Below are 23639 nucleotides of genomic sequence, written 5' to 3'. Positions count from 1 at the left end.
AACCATGACCGCCCTTAACCGCCGCACCTTCGCCATCATCTCGCACCCTGACGCGGGCAAGACCACGCTCACCGAAAAGCTGCTGCTCACCGGCGGCGCGATCCATCTGGCAGGCGAGGTCAAGGCGCGCGGCGCGGCGCGGCGTGCCCGGTCGGACTGGATGAAGATCGAGCAGCAGCGCGGCATCTCGGTCACGTCCTCGGTGATGACCTTCGAACGGCAGGGCATCACCTTCAACCTGCTCGACACGCCGGGGCACGAGGATTTCTCCGAAGATACCTATCGCACGCTCACCGCGGTCGATTCCGCGATCATGGTGATCGATGCCGCCAAGGGTATTGAACCTCAAACGCGCAAATTGTTCGAGGTCTGCCGGTTGCGTTCGGTGCCGATCATCACCTTCGTCAACAAGGTCGACCGCGAGGGCCGCGATCCGTTCGAGCTGCTCGACGAGGTGGCCGATGCGCTGGCGCTCGATGTCTGCCCGATGAGCTGGCCCGTCGGCATGGGCGGCCAGTTCGAGGGCATTTACGACTTCGCCCGCAACACGCTGATGCAGCCCAGCGGGCCGAGCCGCGAATATGACGACACGGCGCTGGCCGTCAGCGGGCTCGATGACCCGAAGCTCGCCGCAGCGCTGTCGAGCCAGGCGATGGAGCGGCTGACCGAGGAGGCGGAGCTCGCCCAGGGCGGCTATGCGAGCTTTGACCTGGAGGCCTATCGCCATGGTGATCTCACTCCGGTCTATTTCGGCTCCGCGCTCAAGCGCTTCGGTATCGAGGAGCTGATCGACGCCATCGCCACCCATGCCCCGCCGCCGCGCAGCCAGCCGGCCGAACCCGAATCGGTCGATCCCACGCGCAAGGACGTGACCGGCTTCATCTTCAAGGTGCAGGCGAACATGGACCCGCAGCACCGCGACCGGATCGCCTTCATGCGGCTGGTCTCGGGCACGTTCAAGCGCGGCATGAAGCTGGTGCCCTCAGGTCACGGCAAGCCGATCGCGGTGCATTCGCCGATCCTGTTCTTCGCGCAGGACCGCGAGCTCGCCGATGAGGCTTTGCCCGGCGATATCATCGGCATCCCCAACCATGGCACGCTGCGCGTCGGCGATACGCTGTCCGAGAAGAACGATGTGCGCTTTACCGGCCTGCCGAACTTTGCGCCGGAAATCCTGCGCCGCGTGCAGCTGAAGGACCCAACCAAGACCAAGCAGCTGCGCAAGGCGCTCGACGATCTGTCCGAAGAAGGCGTGATCCAAGTCTTCTACCCCGAAATCGGCAGCCAGTGGATCGTCGGCGTGGTCGGCCAGCTGCAGCTCGAAGTGCTGATCAGCCGTCTGGAGGCCGAGTATAAGGTGGAGGCGGTGCTGGAAATGGCCCCGTTCGATACCGCGCGTTGGCTGGGTGGCCCGGCCGAGGCGCTGGAGGCGTTCAAGCGCATCTCGATCAACAACCTCGCCAAGGACCGCGATGGCAACCCGGTGTTCATGGCGCGATCGGCCTGGGATGTCGGCTATCAACAGGAAAAGAACCCCGAACTGACGTTCAGCGCGACGCGCGAACGCTAAAACACTGTTGCAGCGCAGCAGAGCGCGCTAAGGCAGGCTCATGGCGTCGCGCACCAAGGTTTCTCCCGATACGATCAAGCATATCGTCGAAGAGGCGAGCGGCATCGCGATGGCCGCCTTCGCCCGCGCCGGCGGCGATCTGCAGGTCTGGGACAAGGTGCCCGGCGAACCGGTGAGCGAGACCGACCTTGCCGTCGACAATTTCCTGCGCGAACGGCTGGGCGCACTGGTGCCCGATGCCGGCTGGCTGTCCGAAGAGACCGCCGATGATGTCGCCCGGCTCGACTGCGGGCGCATCTGGCTGGTCGATCCGATCGACGGCACCCGCGATTTCGTGCGCGGCCGCTCCGGCTGGGCGATCTCGGTCGCGCTGGTCGAGGACGGCCATGTCGTGATGGGCGTGCTGGCGGCACCGGCGCGGGGCGAATACTGGATTGGCGCGCGCGGTCGCGGCGCCTTCCTCAACGGGAAGCGCCTCAAGGCCAGCCGCCGCACCGATTTTTCCCGCTCGCGCGTGCCGACCGACAGCCTGCCCAAGGCGGATATCGACCTGACGGTGGTCGAAAAGCCGAACAGCATCGCGCTTCGCATGGCGATGGTCGCCGATGATCGCGCCGACCTGCTCGCGACGTTGCGCTGGGGCTATGAATGGGATATCGGCGCCGCCGCGATCATCGCCGAAGAGGCCGGTGCGCGCGTGACCGATGCTTTGGGCGGCGAGCTGAGGTTCAACAAGCCGCGCGCCAATGCCTTTGGCGTTCTGTGCTGCGCGCCCGGCATTCACGCAGCCGCGGTCGAGCGGCTGCGCGAACGCGCGGTGCGATTGTCGGCGGGCGGTGGTTAAGCTTCCGCCGAAGCCTGCGGCTGCTCAGCCTCGCCATATGGCGTGCTTAGATACAGCCCCGTCGTTCCGATCAGCGTCAGAACGATGAACCCGGCCTGGGCCAGGCTGATCGGCTGGCGGAACACTAGCCATCCGATCACCGCCACGGCCACCACGCCGACGCCCGACCAGATCGCATAGGCAATGCCCATCGGAATGCGGGTGAAGGCAAAGGCGAGCAGCCAGAAGCACAGGCCATAGCAGCTCATCGACGCCATGCCGAACAGTGGCCTGGTAAAGCCCTGAGAGGCCTTGAGCAGGCTGGTACCGGCAATCTCGCAGGTGATGGCCAGGGCCAGTAGAACCCATGCATTCATCGTCCGCTCCCCTTCATTCGGCTTTCGGCACGGCAATCGCTTCGCCGGCCAGCATCCGCGCAGCGGTCGCCTGTTTCATGAAGGCCCAGACCTCGGCATCGAAGCCCGGATCGGCCTGAGCCGGCCAGTTGGGCATGTCGTCATACATTTTCATCGTGCCGGTCCACATCGCGGGCGTCGCGACATCGGTAAAGGGCTTGAGCAGCGCGAACCAGCGCTGGACGAAGCCTGCCGCTTCCTCGCTGCCTGGGTCCATCGGCAGCGCGGCCTTGATCTCGTCGCCCAGTGCCTTCCATTGCGCTGAATAGGCTTGCTGGTCGAAATCCGCGCCCAGCGCGCCCATGCGATCGGCCCATTCGGCCTGCTCTTCCGGGGAGAAATAGCGGTCGGTCACCGCCTTCCATTGGTCTTGTGACATGGCTGTACTGTCCTGTTGTTCGTTTCGGATCAGCGAGCAGAAAGTCTCTGCATCGATGGGCTCGCCGCGATCGATGCGTGACTTGACGGAGACGAGCAGCGCCTGCGCCTCGGATATCCGCCGCGCCTGGGCCTCGAGATGATCGAGCTGCGCAGTGATGAGGCCGTGCAGGTCGATGCGCCGGTGCGCGGTGAGCCGCTGGATCTGCGCCAGCGTCAGCCCCGCCTTCTTCAGCGACAGGATGAGGTTCAACCGCTCCAGCGCCGCCGCATCATAATGCCGCCGCCCCGATGCGGTACGCAACGGCTCCACCAACCCCCGCGCCTCATAAAAGCGCAGCGCGCGGGCGGTGAGACCGGTGAGCCGCGTAACGGCAGCAATGTCGAGCGAATCAGCCATAAGCCGCTTATGCCACTTGACGTTGCGTCAGCTTCAAGGGGTTTTTTGCTCGCCTCCCCCCTTCCGCTCGCGGAAGGAGAAAAGGAAGACGCGTTCCCCTCCCTTTCAAGGGAGGGGTTAGGGGTGGGTGAGCGATTGCAAGGCAACGTCCGAATGATCCCGCCGACCCACCCCCGGCCCCTCCCTGAAAGGGAGGGGAGTTTGTAGTGCAGGAGGTCAGCTCCGCCATTTTCCGCATGACGCGCTCCACCCGATCCGCCATTGTCGATGGCGATGCGCGCCCTGATCCTTCGCCGGTTGTTGACCGCAATCCCGACGCTGCTGCTGGTGCTGCTCGCCTCGTTCGCGCTGATGCGCTTTGCGCCGGGGGGACCGTTTGATGGGGAGCGGCCCCTGGCGCCGGAGACACGGGCGGCGCTGGAGGCGGCATACGGGCTGAACCTGCCGATGGGCGAGCAGTTTGCGCTGTTCCTGCGCCGCACGCTCACCGGGGATTTCGGGCCGAGCCTGGTCTATCGCGACTTTACCGTTACCCAGCTGATCGCCGACAGCCTGCCGGTGTCGCTGACGCTGGGCGGCCTGGCCATCGTGCTCGCGCTGGCACTCGGGCTGGCCGCAGGGACGGTGGCGGCGCTCCGCCCCGGCGGCTGGGCGGACGAGACGCTGATGCTTGCGGCGACCATTGTCTCCGCGCTGCCCAGCTTTGTCACCGGGCCGCTGCTCGCGCTGATCTTCGGGCTGTGGCTGGGGCTGCTTCCGGTGGGCGGGCTCGGCGAGAGCCTGGCGAGCGCGCCGCAATATTGGGTAATGCCGGTGATCGCGCTGGCGCTGCCGGTCGCCGGTGCCATCGCCAAGCTGGCACGCGCGGGGCTGGCGGCGGCGCTGGCGCAGGAGCATATCCGTACCGCGCGGGCGCGTGGCCTTTCGACGGGCGCGATCATCGCGCGCCATGCGCTGCGGCCTGCTTTGGTGCCGGTGGTCAGCTATCTCGGCCCAGCGGCGGCAGGTTTGCTGACCGGAGCGGTCGTGATCGAGACCGTGTTCGCGCTGCCGGGCCTCGGCCGCTATTTCGTGCAGGGCGCGCTCAACCGCGACTATCCGCTGATCATGGCGGTGATCCTGCTTTATGCCGTGCTGATCATCGTGTTCAATCTTGTAGCCGATCTGCTCTACGGCTGGCTCGATCCCCGGAGCCGGGCATGAGGGGCCGGGCATGAAACGCATCGCCCTGCCCGCTGCGATCGTCGCGCTGATCGTGTGTGCGGCGCTCATCCTGCCTGCGCTGTTGCCATGGAGCCATGATGCGATCGACTGGGATCATGTCCGCGCGCCCGCCCGGTCGCCAGGGCACTGGCTCGGCACCGATGAACTGGGCCGCGACCGTCTGGCGCGCCTCGCGGTGGCGAGCCGGATCACGCTGCTCGTTGCTCTCGCCGCAGCTCTGGTGTCGATGATCGTCGGCATCGCCTGGGGCATGGTCGCAGGCTGGGCGGGGGGCCGGGTGGACGAGGCGATGATGCGGATCGTCGATGCGCTCTATGCGCTGCCGTTCATGTTCATCGTCATCGTGCTTATGGTGGTGTTCGGCCGCTCGATCCTGCTGGTGTTCGTCGGCATCGGGCTGGTCGAATGGCTGACGATGGCGCGGATCGTACGCGGGCAGGTGATGGCCCTGCGCCACCGCCCGTTCGTGCTGGCCGCACAGGCGAGCGGCGCGCCTGTGCGCGTCATATTGTGGCGGCACATATTGCCCAATATCGCGGGCGTGGCGCTCGCCTATCTCACGCTCACCCTGCCCGGCATCATCATGATCGAGAGCTTCCTGTCGTTCCTGGGCCTGGGCGTGCAGGAGCCGCTCACCTCGCTCGGCATCGTGGTGAAGGAGGGCGCAGATGACATGGATGTGGAGCCCATGGGGCTGCTGGTCCCCGGCGGGGTGATGGTGACGCTGCTCGTCTGCCTGACGCTGATCGGCGAGCGCCTTCGGGACCGGTTCGCATGAGCCTCTATCGGCTGAAGGGCATGGGCGTGAATATTGGCGGGCGCGATCTGGTGCGCGGCGTCTCGCTCGATATCGCGCCTGGCGAGTGCGTCGCACTGGCGGGTGCATCGGGATCGGGCAAGAGCCTCACCAGCCTCACCCCGTTCGGCCTTTCCGCCGGGACGATCACCGGATTGGCGATGCTCGAGGGGCAGGAACTGGCCGGGCTGGACGAGGCGGGCTTGCGCCAGCTGCGCCGCGAAAAAGTCGGCTTCGTCTTCCAGCAGCCGCTGACCGCGCTGACCCCGCACCGGACCGCAGCCCAGCACCTGACCGAAAGCGCGATGCAGGCAGGCGGCGTGCGACCGGACCAGGGGGCACTGGTGGCGATGCTCGACGCGGTCGGGCTGGCCGATCCGGCGATCAAGCTGGGGCGCTATCCGCACCAGCTTTCGGGCGGCGAACGCCAGCGGCTGATGATCGCCTGTGCCATCGCGCATGGCCCCAAGCTGCTGATCGCCGACGAGCCGGTATCCGCGCTTGATGCGCATCTGCGGGGCGAGATCATGGCGCTGCTCACGCGGCTGCGGCACGAGTGCGGCATGGCGATGCTGCTGGTCAGCCATGACCTCGCCTCGCTCGAACATCATGCCGACCGGGTGCTGGTGATGCGGGACGGAGATGTGGTGGAGACGGGCGCGGCGAAGGCCATCGCGCGCGCGCCGCAGCACGCGTACAGCCAGGCGCTCTGGGCGGCGACGCCCAGCCTCAGGGCTCCGCTGCCCGATGACCTGCCGGTGCCCGGCGCGCTGCTGGTCGAGACGCGCGGGCTTACCGTCCGGTTTCCCGGCAGCGGCCTGTTCGGCAAGCCGATGACAGCGGTCGACAATGTCGATCTGACCCTGCACGCGGGCGAAGCTGTCGCGCTGATCGGCGGATCGGGATCGGGCAAATCGACCATAGGCCGCGCGTTGGCCGGACTGGGGCCGGTCAGTGCGGGTACGCTGCTATGGCGCGGTGAAGCACTCAAGGCCAGGCGCAACCTAGATCAGCGCCGCTCGATCCAGCCGGTGTTTCAGGACCCGGTCGCCAGCCTCGATCCGCGCTGGCGCGTTTCCGACATCATCGCCGAGCCGCTGGTCCATCTGCGCCCCGATCTGACCGCCTGGGGCCGGGCCGGGCTGGTCAAGAAGGCGCTGCAGATGGTGGAGCTGGATGGTGCTCTGGCCGACCGGACACCCGCCGGACTGTCGGGCGGACAGGCGCAGCGCGTCGCCATCGCGCGCGCACTGGTGGCCGAGCCCGAACTGCTGGTGCTCGATGAGGCGACGTCGGCGCTCGATCCGCTGGTTGGCGCGCAGATCGTGGCGCTGCTCAAACGGCTGCAGCGCGATCAGGGCATTGCGATGCTGGTGATCACCCATGACCTCGCGCTGGCGGCGCAATTCTGTCACCGCGCGCTGGTGCTCGATGCCGGGCGGATCGTCGAACAGGGGCCGATGGCGCAGCTGATCGCCAATCCCCAGGCCATGATGACAAAACGGCTGGTGGCCGCAAGCTGACGCTCACGGCCACCTCCCCCTTATTGCCAATCGAACCTGAAGGTCAGAACTTGACCGTGCCGGTCACGAACACCTGACGCGGGTTGCCGTAGAACGCGGTCGCGACGCCCTCGGTGCCCAGCGTCGGCACGAAATTGCCCGCCGCATTGCGCGTCGGCGTGCCGTCCGGCGCGGTCGCCAGGAACTGATAGCCCGAGGTGATGTACTGCTTGTTCAGGATGTTCTTGGCGTTGATGCCAAAGCTGAAACGGTCCTGATCGTCGCGCCAGATCAGCGCGGCATCCCAGAGCGCAAAGCCTTCCTGGTCGAGGAACGGGCTGGGCGTTTCGAACTGGAAGGTCTTGCTGCGATAGCTGACCGTGGTCGATGCGGTGATCATGCCCGAAAAGGCCGGGAAGACGCCCGAGAAGGTGCCCGATGCAGTCCATTTCGGCGTGTTCTGGATGCGGCGCAGATTGGCGACATCGATGTTGCGCGCGTCGATGAAGCGCTTGTACTCGCCATCGATATAGCCGAGCGTCGCGTTGAAGCTCATGAACGAGCCGCTGCCGGCAAATTCACGCGCGAACACGGCATTGCCTTCGAATTCCAGACCCTTGAACTCGGCCTTGCCCGCATTGGTGGTGACACCGATAAAGGTGTCGTTGACGCCATCACCGTTCGAGTCAAAGCCTGCGGAACCGGGCACCTGCACATTGGTGTAATCGGCGTAGAAGCCGGTTACCGCCAGGTTGATGGCATTGTCGGCAAAGCTGCCCTTCCAGCCCAATTCATAGCTGTCGACGGTTTCCGGCTCGAAGCTGAGGAAATCGAAGATTTCCTGCTGGCTGCGCACACCATCTCGGTTGGTGTCCGGCGCGGCGGTGGAAAGGCCGCGCGGATCGAAGCCGCCGCCCTTGAAGCCCTGCGAATAGCCCGCATAGAACAGATGGTCCTCGTTCGGCTTGAAGCTGAGCGAGGCGCGCGGGTTGAAATCGGTGAAGCGCGCGCGGCCGTTGAAGTTCGAGGTGGTCGCAAGGATCACCGGCGTACCGCCGAATTCCGCCGACCGGCCCAGCTTGGTCTGACGCAGGATCGTCGAATTGCGCTTGTCGACAGTATAGCGGCCACCCAAGGACAGCGACAATTGATCGGTGAAATCATAGGTGAAATCGCCGAATACCGACCAGGTATCGGTGCGCACATCGCCTGCGGTGAAGGCGTTGAGATTGTTCAGGGTGGTGAACAGCAGCACGTCGAATGCGGTCGAGGCCTTGGCATCGAGATAGTAGAAGCCGACCAGACCCTTGAGCCGCTCGCCTTCATACAGCAGCTGGAATTCTTGGCTGATCTGTTCGTTGCGGTACACTGCGGGCACATCGACATCGATCGCAGGCAGCGCATCGAAATCGATTGGGGTGAAACTTTCGTCCTTGCGCCAGGCGCTGATCGAGCGGAGCGTCAGCGTATCGGTCAGTTCGGCCGAGATGTTCATCGCCAGGCCATAGGCCTCGATGTCCTGCCGCGGATTGTTGAGGCCGGCGCGGGTGTCGTAGACATCGCGCAACACCGGGGTGCCGCTGCGGATGCCGGGGATAAGGCGGTGGCCGTTGCGCGGATCGGACTTGTCGCGGGTATAGTCGCCCGAGATGCGGATGAGGATCGGCGCGCCATAGCCGCCAATTTCCAGCGTACCGCGACCGGCATAGACATCGCGGTTATAGTTTTCGAGACCGCGAATGTTGAGATTGTCGCCAAAGCCGCCGCGCGACAGACGCGCGAACGTACCGCCGACGCGCACGATGTCGCCGATCGGGGCTGAGACGGTGACCACGCCTTCGGCCTGGTCATAGGTGCCATAGGTGCCGCGCACCTTCAGGCTGAAGTCCTGCGGCAGCATCTTGGTGACATACTTCACCGCGCCGCCGATGGTGTTGCGGCCATAGAGCGTGCCCTGCGGCCCGCGCAGCACTTCAATCCGTTCGACCTCGTAGATGTCGAGCACGGCGGCCTGCGGACGGTTGAGGTAGACGTCATCCAGATAGATGCCGACGCCAGCCTCGAAACCGGGAACCGGGTCCTGCTGGCCCACGCCGCGAATGAACGCGGTCAGTGTCGAGTTGGTACCGCGCGAATTTTCCAGCGTGGTATTGGGCGTGATCTGCGAAATGTCGGTGATGTCGAGCGCGCCCTGGTTCTCCAGCCGCTCGGCGGAAAAGGCACTGATCGCGATCGGAACATCCTGCAGGTTTTCGGTGCGACGCCGCGCAGTGACGACGATGACACTGCCATCGGCAGCGGTCGTCGCCTCTTCTTCCTGCGTGTCCTGCGCCATGGCGGCAGCGGGAAGCGCCGTGATCGCGGCGGCGGCAACGCCCAGCGTCAGCGCGGTGCGCGTGGCGGCGAGACGGGTGAACCCGAAAAATGGCATGAACTTCCTCCCTGCATCCTGACCTGTCCGCGGTGCACCGGTTCATCTTCCTGACCAGCCTTGCGCGGAGCGTGTTTGTCCATTAGTGAAAGTTGAACCAGCTTTCAACTCTTATCGCAAAAGGGGAGACAGGCAGGGCAAAATCGGCCAGATGTGTTGCACGCACGCATCATGTCCGGCAGCGGGAGTGGACCATGGCGGCAAAGGCACCAGCAGACGAGGCGGGGCAGGAAAACCCTGTGGGCGATGCTGTCGGACGGCCCGACAAGACCCCACGCACCGCGCGCGGGCGGGCCACCCTGCGCAAGCTGCTGGATGCAGCGGCCATCGAATTTGGCGAGCGCGGCTTTCACGAAGCCTCGATCAGCGGCATCACCCGCCGCGCCGGGACCGCATTGGGCAGCTTCTATACCTATTTCGATTCCAAGGACGAAATCTTCCGCGCGCTGGTGCAGGACATGTCGGCTCAGGTTGGCAAGCATGCGGCCGTTGCGATGCAGGAGGCCAGCGGCGCGCTCGACCGCGAACGCGCGGCGCTCCAGGGCTTTCTGGAATTCGCGCGCGCGCACAAGGAAATCTACCGGATCATCGACGAGGCCGAATTCGTCGATTCCGACAGCTATCGCGCGCATTATCAGGTGACAGCCACCCGCATTCTCAGCCGTCTGAAGGCAGGGGCGCAGGATGGCGAAATCCGCGCCGATGTCAGCGAGCTGCACGCCTGGGCAGTGATGGGAATGAACGTGTTCCTGGGGCTGCGCTATGGCATCTGGAGCGAAGACATGAGCCCGGATGCGATCGCCGGAGCGGCGAACGACTTCATCACGCGCGGGTTGAAGCCCTAGCTGCCGGGCGGCCAGACGCTGCCAGGCCCGTCATTGCTGCGAACGCATGCCCAGTCGCTCTCAGTCACTCGCCATCAGCAGTTCGGGCAGGTCGCCGCTCGTGCCGCGTGCCTCGTCGATGATGAAGCGGCGGACCAGTCCGGCGCGACCGACCAGCTGCATCCCCACCCGGCGAACCAGAGACGGCGCCTTGCCGGGAAGGCCATAGAGACGGTTCAGCACATCGGTTGCCGCCGCCATCATCGCATTGTCGAGCATCCGCCACTGCTGATAGCGCTGCAGCTGCGCAAGATCGCCGGGGTCCAGCCCCAGCCGCGCGCCATCGCCCAGCACATTGGCCAATGCTGCGACATCGCGCAGACCCAGGTTCAGCCCCTGGCCCGCGATCGGGTGGATGATATGCGCGCTATCCCCTACCAGCGCGATGCGCGGTGCGACCATGGCACCGGCCTGGCACAGGGCAAGCGGCCAGCTGCTGCGCGGCGCCACCGGGGTGATCGTGCCCAGAAAACCGCCACTCGCCTGGGTGATGGCCGCACCAAAGGCCCGGTCGGACAGCGATGTCCACGCATCGGCCTTGCCCTCGGGCACGGTCCAGACGATCGAAGCCATGGGCCTGCCATCATCGTCATCATTGAGCGGCAGGACCGCCAGCGGGCCATCGGGATAGAAGATTTCGAACGCGGTGTTCTGGTGCGGCTTTTCCAGCGTGACGGCAGTGACGATACCGCGCTGGCGATATGACCACTGGCTGAGCGTGATCCCGGCCAGATCGCGCGTGGGCGACACCCGGCCTTCCGCCCCGACCAGCAGCGACGCGGTGAACACCCGCCCATCGCTTAAAGCGATCGTTGCCCGGTGGGCATCGACCGCGCGCTGGGCCACCTCTGCTGCCATCACCAGATCGATGTCCGCATCGGCGCTCGCCGCCGCATAGAGCGCGGAGCGGAGCAGGCTGTTGGGCAGCATCACGCCCATGCCATCGACGCCGGCGTCGAAATCGAGCGAGCCCTTGCGCAGGCCGTCACTGACCGCGATGCGATCGATCGGGCAGGCATCGCGCCACAGCGCGTCGCCCAGCCCCAGATTTTGCAGCATCTGCCAGCTGGTCGTCGCCAGCGCCGAGGCGCGACCATCAAAGCCGGTGTCTGCAAGCGTCTCTGGCGTGATCCTGTCGATCACCCGGACGCTGAGCCCATGCCGGGCCACGGCCAGTGCCAGCGAAAGCCCCGCCGGTCCCGCGCCCATGATAAGGATGTCGCTGTGCTGTGCCTGTGTCATCGCGCCAATGTAGGCGGTCCACCGCGCGCTGAACAGGGGCTTGTGGTGAGCGGAGTCCGGCACAAGTCCTTGCTTGACGCGGAGTCCATGGTCTGCGCAAAATGGGCGGCATTTACCATATTGCCGGAGAACACAAGGTTATGGCCAGTCGCGCCGCCACCAGAAACGCGCCCGATTGGCGCGACCTGATGCGTCAGAGCCTGATGCGCAGCGGCAGTCTTATCCTGGCGCTGATGCTGTTCGCGCTGGTAGCCTATGCCACGATGGCGCTTGTCACCTATCACCAGACCGACCCGTCGTTCAACACGGCCGCCGGGGGCGGCGTCGATAACTGGATGGGGGCGAGCGGCGCATGGATCGCCGATTTCATGCTGTTCCTCGGCGGTCCTGCCAGTGCGCTGCTGCTGCCGATCACTGCGGTCCAGGCGCACCGGTTGTGGATCAACCAGCCGCTCGGCCATTGGCGCCGTTCGGTGATCGCGACGCTGCTCAGCATCGTGTTCCTGGCGGTTGCGGCATCGGTGCTGTTTGGCGAATCCGCACCGCATTTCCCCGCAGGCCCCGGCGGGCTGTTCGGCATGATGGGCGCGCGCGGCATCCAGGCCGTAACCGGGTTTCTACCACCTGCCGGAGCACCCTGGGCGCTTTATGGCAGCGCATCGCTGCTCGGCCTGGTCGGCGCGGCGCTGGGGTGGAAGGCGCTGGGTCTGGAACGCGGGCTGCTGCGCATGCCGCCGATCAAGGTGAGCATGCCTGAAGCGCTCTTCCGCCGCCCGATCGGCCCTGTGGTCGATGAAGACGAGATCGATACGCTCCCCGACAGCGCCGAGCCGAGCCGCCCTGCCCTTGCCGCCCCGCGCAAGGAGGCCGTGCCCGACAACCGCCCGCCGCCGGAAATCACCGAGCCTTCATTGCGCCCGGCCAAGGCCCAGCTCGGCCCCAAGAGCCGCCAGGGCGACTTCTTCGGTCCGTATGAGCTTCCCTCGGTCGACCTGCTCGATCCGCCGCCGTCCAGCACCGGCCCCGCGCTCGACAAGATCGCGCTGGAGCGCAACGCCCGGCTGCTCGAGACGGTGCTCAGCGACTTCAACGTCAAGGGTGAGATCACCGCCGTACGGCCCGGCCCGGTCGTGACCCGGTACGAGCTGCTGCCCGCGCCCGGCATCAAGGCCAACCGTGTCATCCAGCTCGCCGACGATATCGCGCGCAACATGTCGGCGCGTTCGGCGCGCGTCGCGGCGATCCCGTGCCGCAAGGAGCTGGGCATCGAGCTTCCCAACCAGCATCGCGACGCCGTGGTGCTGCACGAGATGATCGGATCGACCCATTTCGCCGAGAATAGCGGTCAGCTGCCGGTGATCCTGGGCAAGAACATCTCGGGTGATCCGGTCATCGCCGACCTGGCGCCGATGCCGCACCTGCTGATCGCGGGCACCACCGGCTCGGGCAAGTCGGTCGGCCTCAACGCGATGATCCTGTCGCTGCTCTACCGGATGACGCCGGAAACGCTGCGCATGATCATGATCGACCCCAAGATGCTCGAACTGTCGATCTATGACGACATTCCGCACCTGCTCTCCCCGGTTGTGACCGAGCCTGCCAAGGCGGTGCGCGCGCTGAAATGGGCGGTCGAGCAGATGGAAGAGCGCTATCGGATGATGAGCGAGCTCAAGGTCCGCAGCCTCGTCAATTTCAACGACAAGGTACGTGTGGCCAAGGCCAAGGGCCTGCCGCTGGGTGAAGAGGTGCAGACCGGCTGGGATCCGGTCAGCGGCCAGCCGCAATATGAGAAGAAGCAGCTCGATTACGAGCCGATGCCGCAGATCGTGGTCATCGTCGACGAGCTGGCCGACCTCATGATGACCGCCGGCAAGGAGGTCGAGTTCCTGATCCAGCGGCTCGCGCAAAAGGCGCGTGCAGCGGGCATCCATCTGATCATGGCAACGCAGCGTCCCTCGGTCGATGTCATCACCGGGGTGATCAAGGCCAACTTGCCCACCCGCATCAGCTTCCACGTCACCAGCAAGATCGATTCGCGCACCATCCTGGGCGAACAGGGGGCCGAGCAGCTGCTGGGCAAGGGCGACATGCTCTACATGTCGGGCGGCAAGCAGGTCGAGCGCGTCCACGGACCGTTCGTGTCGGACGAGGAAGTCCGCCGCGTCGCCGATCACTGGCGCGGCCAGGGGCAGCCCGATTATATCCAGGCGGTCACCGAAGAGCCCGAGGATGGCGGTTTCGCGCTCGATGGCGCCAGCCTCGACGACAGCCCCGAAGAGCAGATGTACCGCGCGGCCTGCCAGATCGTCTTCGAAAGCCAGAAGGCTTCGACGAGCTGGCTTCAGCGGCAGCTGCGCATCGGCTATAACAGCGCGGCCAGGCTGGTCGAACGCATGGAAGAGGACGGCTATATCAGCGCGCCCAACCATGTCGGTCGTCGCGAAGTGTTCCGCGACAAGGACGGCAATCCGCTCTGATTTTATGCCGGTCTCCGGGCGGGCTCAGTCCTGCCCGGCGATCCTGATCGGCTTGCCGAGCATCGTCTTCACATAGAGCCGCTGCACCATTACATAGATGACGACGGTCAGTGGCGCTGAGAGCAGCACGCCCAGGAAACCGAAGACAAGACCAGCAGCCACCACAGCAAACAGCAGCACGGCGGGCGGCACATCGACGGCCTGCTTCTGGATCATCGGCTGCAGGAAATTGCCCTGCAGCTGCTGGACCACAAGAAACAGTCCGATCGTCCAGAGCGCCGTGGTGGGCGAGACGGTAAAAGCCAGCAGCACTGCAGGCACACCGGCAATGACAGGTCCCACCATCGGGATCACGTCCAGCAGGCCAGCGATGATGCCCAAGCCGCCGGATGCGGGGACACCCAGAACCCAGAGCCCGCCGCCCGTCAGCAGCGCGACGACGACCGACGATACCGCCTGACCCATCATCCAGCCGCGAAGGCCGCGCGATGCATCGTCAAGCGCCGCGCCCAGCGGGCCTTCCGCACGCGCAGGCATCAGCAGCAAAAGGCCCCGCCGGTACACGTTGGGATCGCTGGCCATGAAGATCGCGCCGACAAAGACCAGCACGAAATTGGCGATGCCGTTGGTGGCCGTCATGGCATAGCCGCCCAATCGGGAGGCCAGCGAGGACAGATCGCCGGTCCCCTGGCGGACAACCTGGCGGGCCTGTTCGCCCAGGCCATATTCGTCGAGCTGCGCTTCCACCCGGTCGATGGCCGGAGGGATGCTCTGCTGGATGGTATCGAACTCGCTCGCGATCTGCGATCCGAAGAGCGTGAACGCCCCCGTGAACACCGCGAGCAGGAGGAAAACAGAGATGGCCAGGGCCGGGCCTCGCTTCATCCCGGTCATGTTGCAAACCCGGCGCGCGAGCGACGAGAAGACAGCGGCCAGCACCAGCGCGGCGAAGACCAGCAGCAAAAACTGGGTAAGCTCGATCAGCAGCCAGGCGAGCCCAACCAGTGCCAGAACGGTCAGGGTGATCGCTGCGACCTGCCCTGCGCCCTTTCGGTTGGGTTGCGGCAAGCCTGCAGCTGCTGGCTGCGGCTGATGGGTTGTTTGGCTGCTGCTCGGCTTTTCAAAATCGCCCATCACGCGGCTGCTCCATGGCTGGCCGTAGCGGCCACTGCATGGCCGACGCGGCACGGGCGGATGATCATCGATGTACGCTTGAGTCTGGTCATGAGGCCCCCTGTCCTGATCGCTTTAGCGCGTTGCAGGGGGATACGCCAAGACCGGTTCCCGGTTCCGGCACACAGGCATGATTTCACTGAAGGATAGCCGCGTCAGCGATCAGTGAACGACCAGGCTAGGCGCGTTGACCGAAACTGCTGTGCTGACGGCTGACAATGGCGGATTGCCTCGCCCCTGCCCCCAAACATCAGATCGCGAAGCTGGAGCCACAGCCACAGCCGGATGCGGCATTGGGATTGGTGACCTGAAAGGCGGAACCGCCAAGCGATTCGACGAAATCGACCGCGCTGCCCCGCACGAGGTCGAGGCTCATTTCATCAACCACCAGTGCAACCCCATCGGTCTCGGCCAGGGTGTCCCCCTCTTCCGGGGCATCAGCGAGGCCAAAGCGATACTGGAAACCGGAACAGCCACCGCCCTCGACCGACAGGCGCAGGATGGCAGGCTTGCCCTGCTTGGCAGCGATGGCCGCGACGCGGCGGGCAGCGCTGGCGGTCAGGATGATGGCTTCGGAAGTGTTGGTGTCCATGCACTCAACATAAGCCTTGCAGCGGCCAGCGGCAAGCGATCGGGCAAGTCATGATGCGTAAAGGCATTGCCCTGCCAGCGGGCAACAAAAAAGGGCCGATCCGAAGACCGGCCCTCTTTGTACCAGATCCGAAGATCCGGCGTTTGGCTTACATGCCCGAACCCGGACCGTAGGTGATTTCCACGCGACGGTTCTGCAGTTCACGAACGCCGTCGGCGGTCTGAACGCGGTTGCGGGTTTCACCGAACGCCTGGGTGCTGATAGCGCTGGCCGGGATGTTCCGCGAGACCAGATAGGCCTTGACGGAGTCGGCACGACGCTGGGACAGGCCCACGTTGTAGGTTGCTGCACCCGAGCGGTCAGCGTGACCAGCCAGCATGACCGGAACCGAACCACAGCTGCCGTAAGCGGCAACGGCGTTGTCCAGAATGGTCGCAGCTTCCGGCGTGATGTTCGACTTATCAAAGTCGAAGAACACGATGTACGGACCCTTCTCGCAAACCGGCGGAGGCGGCGGCGGAGGAGGCGGAGGCGGCGGGGGCGGCGGGGGCGGCGGAGGCGGCGGAGGCGGAGGCGGCGGAGCCGCTTCTTCACCACCGAAGTTGTAGATGATGCTGCCCAGGATCGAGTGGCTGCGGAAACGGCTGTCGAATTCACGGCCGTTGACGCTCAGCAGGTCAACCGAGTCGCTGTTGAAGAAGCGATACTTCAGACCCACGTCCCAGCTGTCGCTGATCGGAGCGCGAACCCCCGCCAGAACCTGCCAGGCGAAACCGGTGTCCGAATCATCGATGAAGGGGCCAGTGCCCGGCTGGGTCGAACCGTTGAAGTCGGTACGAGCAACACCAACACCACCGCCGACAAAGCCCTGCAGGCCATCATCAGCTCCGAAGTCGATCAGGCCATTGACCATGAACGCCAGAACATTGGCGCTGCCGACAGCGTTGAAGCGACCGATAGCCGTCGCGGCTGCGCCACGCGAGATGCCGACCTGAGTCTGCACATCGGTGATATCAGCTTCACGATAGCTGACTTCCGATTCCAGACGGAACGGGCCGAAATCGTAACCGACAATGGCACCGACATCATAGCCGGTGTCCGTGTCCACGAGCGTGGCGTTGCTCAGAGCGCCGACATCGAACTCGATGTCTTCGACGATCATGGCGCCGCCTTCCACGCCGACATACCACTGGCCGTCGCGGGCGAAGGCCGGCGTCGTCAGGGCGGTAGATGCCAACGCCAGTCCAACGACTAACTTGCGCATAGATTTTCCCCTTATAAGTAGGATTTGGAACGACAACTCGGCAACGTTACTAACGCCAAGATAGTTGCCACGCAAGCGCGGTTTTAGCCTGAGTGTTGCCGAAATGTCGCCATTTCAGGGGGTGTCGGGCAAAAAATGCCGCCCTTCCGGGCGCAGGCAGCTTCCGCGCTGACACGGCCGGTAACATACCGAATCATAAACGCATATTGTGCCTGAGATCAATCACGTAACGGCTGCAAGCCCCGCCTGGCGCAGCGCCACCAGCACTGCTGCAAGGGTGGCGCGAGCCTCTGCATCGACCACCGAACCGCCGGTTGCATCGGCGATTGCGGGATAGCCAAGCCAGTTGCTGCCATCGAAGCGGCGCATGACGCCGGCCGTCCGGTCAAACAGGCGCATCGCGTTGACGGCGGGTGCAAATCGCCAGCCTCCGTCGCTGAATATAGCGATGCAGCAGGCTTGCGCCGCCCACAGACCAACGGGTGCATCGCCAACGATAAAGGCCTCACCCGGCTGCGGCGACAGCCCTGCGGGATCGTTTGCGATGGCAACGATCACTCCGGCCAGAAGGGCATCGATGAGCACCAGCGCCTCGTTGTGCGTGATCTCCTTTTGCGCCTGGGCCGCGTATAGCATGGGCAGCGAAAAATTGGGCGTCGATGGCATGATCGGGTTTCCTGTGTCGAAGGGAAGGAGGGGTCACAGCGGCAAGGCCAGAACCAGCGGGGGCGAGATGCCGAGCGCGCCGCGCTGCACGATCGCAACGGTCAGCGCGTGCGTCGCGAGGCTCCGCGCCTCGGCCATTGTTACGGTATCAAGCGTGATCTCGGGCAAACTGGCTTCTCGCTCCGCGACCAGCACGCCATCGGCGATGAGCGACACGCGATAGGCCTCCAGCTCCTCACCCAGCGGAACTTCGACCAGATCGCGCCAGGCAAAGCCGTTGCGACTGCGACGGGTCCAGCGCAGCGTGATCGCACCGGTATCATGGGCCTCTATCCGGCCATGGACGGGCGCCAGGGGGCGCACCGCTCGGCCATGACCGGCAAGCTCGGCGACCACCGGCACAGCATCGCCTCGGCCTTGCGCAGCAATGCGGAAATCCGGCCGCGCGCCGATCTGATCGGGATCGACCAGCGCAAGCGCATCGTTGACCAGCGCGAACCACTCGCCGACGCCATGCCCAGCGATCGCATCCTCGGTCCCGCCCCGCCCGCGCCACAGCCCGGTCAGCTGGAACGTCCGATCGCCCAGCGGGGCCGCCCGCGCGAACTGGATCAGCTCCGATCCGATCACCGCCATATTCGCCCCTCGCGCCAGCGCGTCATCATCGGCATTGGTCAAGGCAAAGGGGCCATCCCGGACGAGCTGGACCACAATGCTGCTGCGATCATCGCGCAGCATTGGCGTTCCAGGCCCCGGCGGATCGAGCACCTGGCCAAGTGTCGCACCAACCCGCAGGAAATCCAGCAACGCGCCCGACGAACCGCCTTCTTCGACCTCATGGACATGAGCACCGCGCCACCCTGCGGAAGCTCCCGCAACGGCAATGGCGATATGCGCATGCATCAGCGGCCGGTCGAGCGGCGAGGGCAGATCGAACAGCGCCATTGTCGTCGGGCCGATCGCATCATCCGGCGTGTTGACGCTGCGCCCCGGGTCGCTGGCTGCGAGCACAGCAAGACCGCCCACGCGCTGGCTGACGAGTTCGAGATCGATGCCCTCGCCGCCCCAATGCCAGCGCCGTATCCGCCAGTGGCCGGCAACGCCCTCCACCATCACGATCCGGCCAGGCTGGAGCGCAGGATCGAACAGCGCGACCCGAAGGTTCAGCCGCTCGAGCCCGTCGCGTTGCAGGCGAACCAGCTGATCGGCCCGCTGCTGCGCCAACCCTGCCGTCATGACCGCGGGCACGTCGATCTGCTGCGCGCGGCCACTGCTGCTGGTCCCGCTGCGCCTAAGGCCGGGCTGATAATCGCGCTCGGGCTCGTAATAGCGCAGCGCCATCGCACCCGCTGTTGGTGCAATCCGCTGCCGGTCAAAGGCTGCGGCCTGATCGCGCAGCAACAGCGCCGTGCGAGCTATGACCGCAGGAGGCGCTCCCGCATTTTCCAGCCATTGCGGCTGAAGCCCTGCCTGCTCTTCCCGCAGCACCAATGGAAAGCCGCTGGCGATCGTCTGCAGGGCCTCGCGCCGCGACATATCGGCAAGGCTCCAGCCAGTGACCGCGAAATCACCCTCGGGCGCGGCAGGGGCTGCGGCAAGCGCGGCCACGATCGGGCCCAGTGCCACATCGCCCCCGTCGCCCGGATCGCCGATCACCTCGAAGGTGAGCGAAGGGATACGGTTGCCGAATTCTTCCAGCGCCATATCCTCGAACACCGCATAGGCAAGGCCGCGATAGGCCGGGCAATCGCTTAACCCTTCGGCAGATGCGATCAGCGGATCGAGCGCCTGGTCGCCATGGCCGGTGTGCAGGCGGAAGCCGGTTTCGCTGGTAAAGACGCCGTCCTGGCCGCGCAGCAGATTGCCCTCGGCCCAGATACGCCCAACGCCGGCGATCGGCCGCGCAGAAAGCGCCACGGCAAACGACACCGAATAGCTGTAGCGGGTCGTGCCCGGCCTGCCCTTGCCGCCCCCCTCGCGGATGCGGCGCTCCTTGAGATCCGTCGCCCAGATGACGGTTCCGGCAATCCGTACCCGGCCATGCACATGCGCAAACGGGCTGCCATATTGCGAGCTCTGCACCGCCAGATCGGTGAGCCGGGGCCCTTCGCGATCCTTCGGTCGAAACAGCACCGTCTGGTCGATCGTCCGGCCGACCAGAGCCCCCAGTGCACCGCCCAGCGGTCCGCCGACCAGCGTGCCGACCGTGCTCAAAACCAATGTTGCCACAATGATTATCCTTGCTGAAGCCGCCAGCGCCGCCGCACCGGCCAGGGCGCTGGCGGGGGGCAGGCCACCACCCGGCCCAGGGCGACATGCGCGTGCACAAGCGCATCGCCGCAATCGAGCATGACGTGGAAATGCTGCGCCACGACCTCGCACAACAGAACGTCGCCCGGGGCCGATGCGGCGCCCTCATCATGAGGTTGCAGCCCGCATGCGGATGCCCAGCTGTCGAACCGGTGCATAGACCCGCCGCGCAGCCGGTAATCGGCGGGCACGGCAACCGCATGCCCGATGCGGTCCATGGCTGCTGCCACCACCCCGACGCAATCGAGCCCGGTGGCCGGATCGCGCCCGTGCAGGCGGAAAGGGCAGCCCAGCAACGTTCGTGCCGCTGCCGCGAGCCTGGCTCCATCGTCCATGTCAGAAGGTCGCAAAACGGGTGAGCAGATCGTTGCCGGGCAAATGCGGTTCGCCGCGAAAGTTCACGGCATTGCCGAACCGAGCAGAACAGGTCGCAAACGCCTTGTCACACCCCTCGATCAGCAGCGCCAGGTCTCCCGCCTGAGGCTGCGGTGCTAGGCTTCGCTCCAGCAAAAGGCCTGGCCCGTCATGGTCGATGATGCGGCTGTCCAGCCCTGCACAGGCCCCGCTGATCCAGCGCACCTGCCCCTGCACAAGTTTCGCAGCATCTGGTCCGACCAGTCCCTCGAAGACCAGCGCATCACCCTCGACAGCCGCCAGCACGCCGATCCGCTCGAACCGCGCGCGGCTCAGTCCGCAACCAGGGCCGCAGAATTCTGCCCGGCACGAAGGCGAAGAGGTGGGCGCATAGTCAGCATCCAGCAGCGCCTTCAGACCACGAAGCTCTGCGGTGAACTGCTGCCCCTCGATCGAAACGGAACCCAGATGGCCATGCCAGAACCAGGCTGCGCCGTCCTGCGGTCGCTCCCAATCGACCAGCCCCATGCGGATCGCTGCCCCGTTCCAGCGCCCGGCTTCCAGATCGTCGGCGCGGATCAACTGATGGCTGAGCGCACCGCCCACATCCATGTCGAGGGGATCAAAGCCGTCATCCATCTCGATCGCAGAGGGCAGCATTCCCGGTGCGGCGTGATAGCGCACATGGCCGATCACCAGATCGCGATCATGCGCTGCAAAGCCCAGGGCAATGCCATCCGCGCGCTCGATATGCCAGAGCATCGCGATGGTCTCGAGCGGACGGTCGAACCAGCGCGTCCTCATGTCGCCTCGCGGATTTCGACCAGCGGGACGGACACGGCTTCTCCGGCAGCGAATGTTGCGGCGCTGACGGTCAGCTCGTCCATCGCAAAGCGCACCGGCACGTCGAACAGAAAGCCCGCGCGCACCTGCGCCCCGTCGGTTGGAGGCGCGGCCAAGCGGATGATGCCGCCGGGCAGCAGCGTCCAACCAGTTACGGCTGATCCGCCAACGGACACCAGCACCGATCCAGCGACCGGGCGGGTGATCCGGCGCTGCTGGCTACCTGCCGGACCGCCATAATGCTTGATCAGCGCGAATTCGGACTGCACGCCATCGCCCTCGCCCAGCAGCTGGTCGGAGTGATGCGGTATCGCGCCGCTCTCGGCCGAGCTGCAATCGAGCGGATCGCGCAGGCGGAAACCGCGCGCGGCCCCGCGCCGGGCGCGAAAGAAGCGGATGAGTTCGGCACAGTCCGTCTCTGACCGGATGCCGGGGCCGATATCGAAGCTGAGGCTGGCATCGGCCCACAGGCTGTTGCGCGTTTCATGGCCGCTGACCGACTGGAATATCTGCGTCGAAAAGCGGCTCGTTGTCTGCGCTTCGCGGCCGATCGCCAGCGGAAACAGCACGTCATCAAAGGCCAGCATGGTGCCGTCTCCTTCTGGCTGAAGATCGAAATAGGTGAAGCCGTCGCGGGTCACTTGCGGCAGCGCCCAGATCAGCGTTTCGGCCACGCCGCGCGCCTTGGCGAGATCGGCAGCGCGCGCGATGTTGCCCCAAACACCGGCCTGTTCGGGCAGCAGCACAAAGCCGCTCATGTAATGCTGCTGCGCCAACGGATAGCCCAGCCGTTGCTGCATCAGGGCAAGGCCCGACTGCTGATCGGCAAAGCGCCCCTCGATCACCCAGTCATAGTCTTCCAGCTGCAGCACGTCGAAGGCGGGCCAGGCCCAGCCGACGGGCACATTGGCGCGCCGGGCATCCGGCGCGGCGGCATCCAGCACCGTCGGCAGATAGACCAGGACCATCGATTCGACCGGCACAGGTGCGACAGCATCGCGCACGGCCTGGACCAGGGCCAGGGTCGAGTCCGCCAGCATCTGCCCAGCCTGATCGAGCATCGCTTGCTGCGCAGCATTCATCGGCGCACGGATGGTCGGGATCGAAACCTGCGCCGCACCAAAGGCGACACTGGCCGCAGCATCGTAGAGGCAGATGCGCCCATCGGGCATGATCCACCACCATGGTTCCCCGACCTGGAAACGCACCGGCAGCTCGGCCTCGACCAGGATCTGCGCAAAGGCGCTGCCGACAGCCTGCAGATAGGCCATCGCGCCGGCATGGGCGGGGCTCAGCAGCGTCGAAGGCGGTACCCAGCCGGTCAGCGCAGCGTCGCCATTTTCCGCGCGTTGCTTCCAGTCTTCGGGGCAATGCGCGTCAAACAGCTCATAGGACAGCGACATGATCGGGCTGAGGCCCCAGCGCCTGGCCTGCTCTACAAGGCTCCGATGCCAGGCGGCGCAGGGCGGGTTGATCGCGCCGCCTGCGGTCGTTACCAGCAAGTCCGCACCGGCGCGCGCCAGCGAGAAATAGTGGCTCATGCCGACATAATGGTTGATCGATCCACGATAACCCAGGCCGATCATGTTGCGCACAATGCGCGCGGGCGTGAGGTTGAAACTGTCGTCATAGGCGGTTGCCATGGCCAGGCCATGCGGCGGCACCAGCACATCGCCAATCTCGAGCACCGACCGCGCCCCGTCGCAGACGATCGCGGTCATCTCCACCCAGCCATTGGCGGGGGCTGCAAGCGCGCCCGGACTTTCGTCAAAATCGGGCGGGACGATCGAGATGAACATCCGGTCGATATCGCCAGGGTGAACCGGATCGGCCTCTCCCGGCAGCATAAAGCCGCCGGCCAGCGCCGAGAATGGCAGCGTGATCTGGGCATCCTCGGGCGTGCCGCTGGCATAGTTCCACAACCGCACATACCAGCTTCTGGCCGCGCCCGAGGCATCGCGCCCCTCGATGGTCAGGGTCGGGCCATGCACGGCGTCCAGCGGCTTCACCCCTGAAGAGCGCCAGTGGAAGGTGAGCGTCGTGCGCGCATAATCCCGATCGTCGGCATAAGCGAGCAGGGGATGATCGAACCGGTCCACGCTCTCCCAGATCAGTCCGGCCAGCGCGTCGCGATCATGGAACTGCACATCCACCCGCAGCGCATCGGGCGCGGTGGTGACCACCGAAGCCATCATCGGTCGGGGGAAGTTGACCGTCCAGAAGCGCGGATCAAAGCGCTGGATATGGCTGGACGTCTGGTCGCGGCGACCTTCGCAGAGCCAATAGGCCATCGG

19 protein-coding genes are annotated in these 23639 nt (G+C 65.4%); 7 read left to right on the top strand and 12 right to left on the bottom strand.

Going from position 1 to position 23639, the window contains the following annotated elements:
- Positions 1-4 precede the first annotated feature (4 nt).
- Complete coding sequence (locus OU999_16180) at positions 5-1570, top strand: peptide chain release factor 3 (GenBank protein ID WAC23254.1); 1566 nt, start codon at positions 5-7, stop codon at positions 1568-1570.
- Between the two features lie 40 nt (positions 1571-1610).
- Entirely contained in the window at positions 1611-2414 is an 804-nt protein-coding gene (locus OU999_16175; protein WAC23253.1) for a 3'(2'),5'-bisphosphate nucleotidase CysQ, read from the top strand.
- Here the strand turns inward: OU999_16175 and OU999_16170 are convergent.
- Together OU999_16170 and OU999_16165 are read right to left on the bottom strand one after the other, a co-directional pair.
- Positions 2411-2770, bottom strand: coding sequence for a multidrug efflux SMR transporter (locus tag OU999_16170; protein WAC23252.1), 360 nt, complete (start codon positions 2768-2770; stop codon positions 2411-2413). The genes OU999_16175 and OU999_16170 overlap by 4 nt on opposite strands.
- Before the next feature lie 13 nt (positions 2771-2783).
- Positions 2784-3587, bottom strand: coding sequence for a MerR family transcriptional regulator (locus OU999_16165; GenBank protein ID WAC23251.1), 804 nt, complete (start codon positions 3585-3587; stop codon positions 2784-2786).
- 267 nt (positions 3588-3854) lie between these two features.
- Here OU999_16165 and OU999_16160 point away from each other — a divergent pair, with 267 nt between their 5' ends.
- Genes OU999_16160 through OU999_16150 form a run of 3 tightly spaced genes read left to right on the top strand, consistent with a single transcriptional unit; the run spans position 3855 to position 7130 of the window.
- Positions 3855-4790 (top strand): ABC transporter permease subunit, encoded by a 936-nt coding sequence (locus tag OU999_16160; GenBank protein ID WAC23250.1) that lies wholly within the window; start codon positions 3855-3857, stop codon positions 4788-4790.
- 10 nt (positions 4791-4800) lie between these two features.
- Positions 4801-5589 carry an ABC transporter permease subunit gene (locus OU999_16155; GenBank protein ID WAC23249.1) on the top strand — a complete coding sequence of 263 codons (789 nt, stop codon included), beginning with the start codon at positions 4801-4803 and terminating at the stop codon, positions 5587-5589.
- Positions 5586-7130, top strand: a complete 1545-nt coding sequence (locus OU999_16150; protein WAC23248.1) for an ABC transporter ATP-binding protein — start codon at positions 5586-5588, stop codon at positions 7128-7130. Before OU999_16155 ends, OU999_16150 begins: the two co-directional genes overlap by 4 nt.
- 43 nt (positions 7131-7173) lie before the next feature.
- Here the strand turns inward: OU999_16150 and OU999_16145 are convergent, their stop codons facing one another.
- On the bottom strand, positions 7174-9540 hold the full coding sequence (locus OU999_16145; protein WAC23247.1) for a TonB-dependent receptor: 2367 nt from the start codon (positions 9538-9540) through the stop codon (positions 7174-7176).
- 194 nt (positions 9541-9734) lie between these two features.
- Between OU999_16145 and OU999_16140 the strand changes: the two genes are divergently transcribed.
- Positions 9735-10385 (top strand): TetR/AcrR family transcriptional regulator, encoded by a 651-nt coding sequence (locus tag OU999_16140; protein ID WAC23246.1) that lies wholly within the window; start codon positions 9735-9737, stop codon positions 10383-10385.
- Between the two features lie 60 nt (positions 10386-10445).
- Here the strand turns inward: OU999_16140 and OU999_16135 are convergent, their stop codons facing one another.
- The gene (locus tag OU999_16135) at positions 10446-11666 is read right to left on the bottom strand and encodes an FAD-dependent monooxygenase (protein ID WAC23245.1); all 1221 of its coding nucleotides are present in this window, start codon (positions 11664-11666) and stop codon (positions 10446-10448) included.
- Between the two features lie 140 nt (positions 11667-11806).
- Here OU999_16135 and OU999_16130 point away from each other — a divergent pair, with 140 nt between their 5' ends.
- The gene (locus OU999_16130) at positions 11807-14143 is read left to right on the top strand and encodes a DNA translocase FtsK 4TM domain-containing protein (GenBank protein ID WAC23244.1); all 2337 of its coding nucleotides are present in this window, start codon (positions 11807-11809) and stop codon (positions 14141-14143) included.
- Between the two features lie 24 nt (positions 14144-14167).
- Here OU999_16130 and OU999_16125 read toward each other — a convergent pair whose 3' ends face one another.
- The 8 genes from OU999_16125 to OU999_16090 form a co-directional block, all read right to left on the bottom strand.
- Positions 14168-15211, bottom strand: a complete 1044-nt coding sequence (locus OU999_16125) for an AI-2E family transporter (GenBank protein WAC23243.1) — start codon at positions 15209-15211, stop codon at positions 14168-14170.
- 355 nt (positions 15212-15566) lie between these two features.
- Positions 15567-15908, bottom strand: a complete 342-nt coding sequence (gene erpA, locus OU999_16120) for an iron-sulfur cluster insertion protein ErpA (protein WAC23242.1) — start codon at positions 15906-15908, stop codon at positions 15567-15569.
- Positions 15909-16056: 148 nt separating this feature from the next.
- Positions 16057-17172, bottom strand: a complete 1116-nt coding sequence (locus tag OU999_16115; protein WAC23241.1) for an OmpA family protein — start codon at positions 17170-17172, stop codon at positions 16057-16059.
- Between the two features lie 222 nt (positions 17173-17394).
- Positions 17395-17838, bottom strand: a complete 444-nt coding sequence (locus OU999_16110; protein ID WAC23240.1) for a DUF2793 domain-containing protein — start codon at positions 17836-17838, stop codon at positions 17395-17397.
- A 33-nt stretch (positions 17839-17871) separates the two neighbouring features.
- Positions 17872-20067: a phage tail protein gene (locus OU999_16105; protein WAC23239.1), complete on the bottom strand. Its 2196-nt coding sequence runs from the start codon at positions 20065-20067 to the stop codon at positions 17872-17874.
- A 5-nt stretch (positions 20068-20072) separates the two neighbouring features.
- Positions 20073-20483 (bottom strand): peptidoglycan endopeptidase, encoded by a 411-nt coding sequence (locus OU999_16100; protein ID WAC23238.1) that lies wholly within the window; start codon positions 20481-20483, stop codon positions 20073-20075.
- Between the two features lies 1 nt (position 20484).
- Positions 20485-21306, bottom strand: a complete 822-nt coding sequence (locus tag OU999_16095) for a DUF2163 domain-containing protein (GenBank protein ID WAC23237.1) — start codon at positions 21304-21306, stop codon at positions 20485-20487.
- Positions 21303-23636, bottom strand: a complete 2334-nt coding sequence (locus tag OU999_16090; GenBank protein WAC23236.1) for a DUF2460 domain-containing protein — start codon at positions 23634-23636, stop codon at positions 21303-21305. Before OU999_16090 ends, OU999_16095 begins: the two co-directional genes overlap by 4 nt.
- Positions 23637-23639: the final 3 nt, after the last annotated feature.

Origin of the sequence: Blastomonas sp. SL216 (assembly GCA_026625625.1) — a bacterium.
GTDB lineage: Bacteria > Pseudomonadota > Alphaproteobacteria > Sphingomonadales > Sphingomonadaceae > Blastomonas.
The sequence above is the reverse complement of the archived record's forward strand: the minus strand, read 5'-3'. Positions and strand labels throughout refer to the sequence as shown.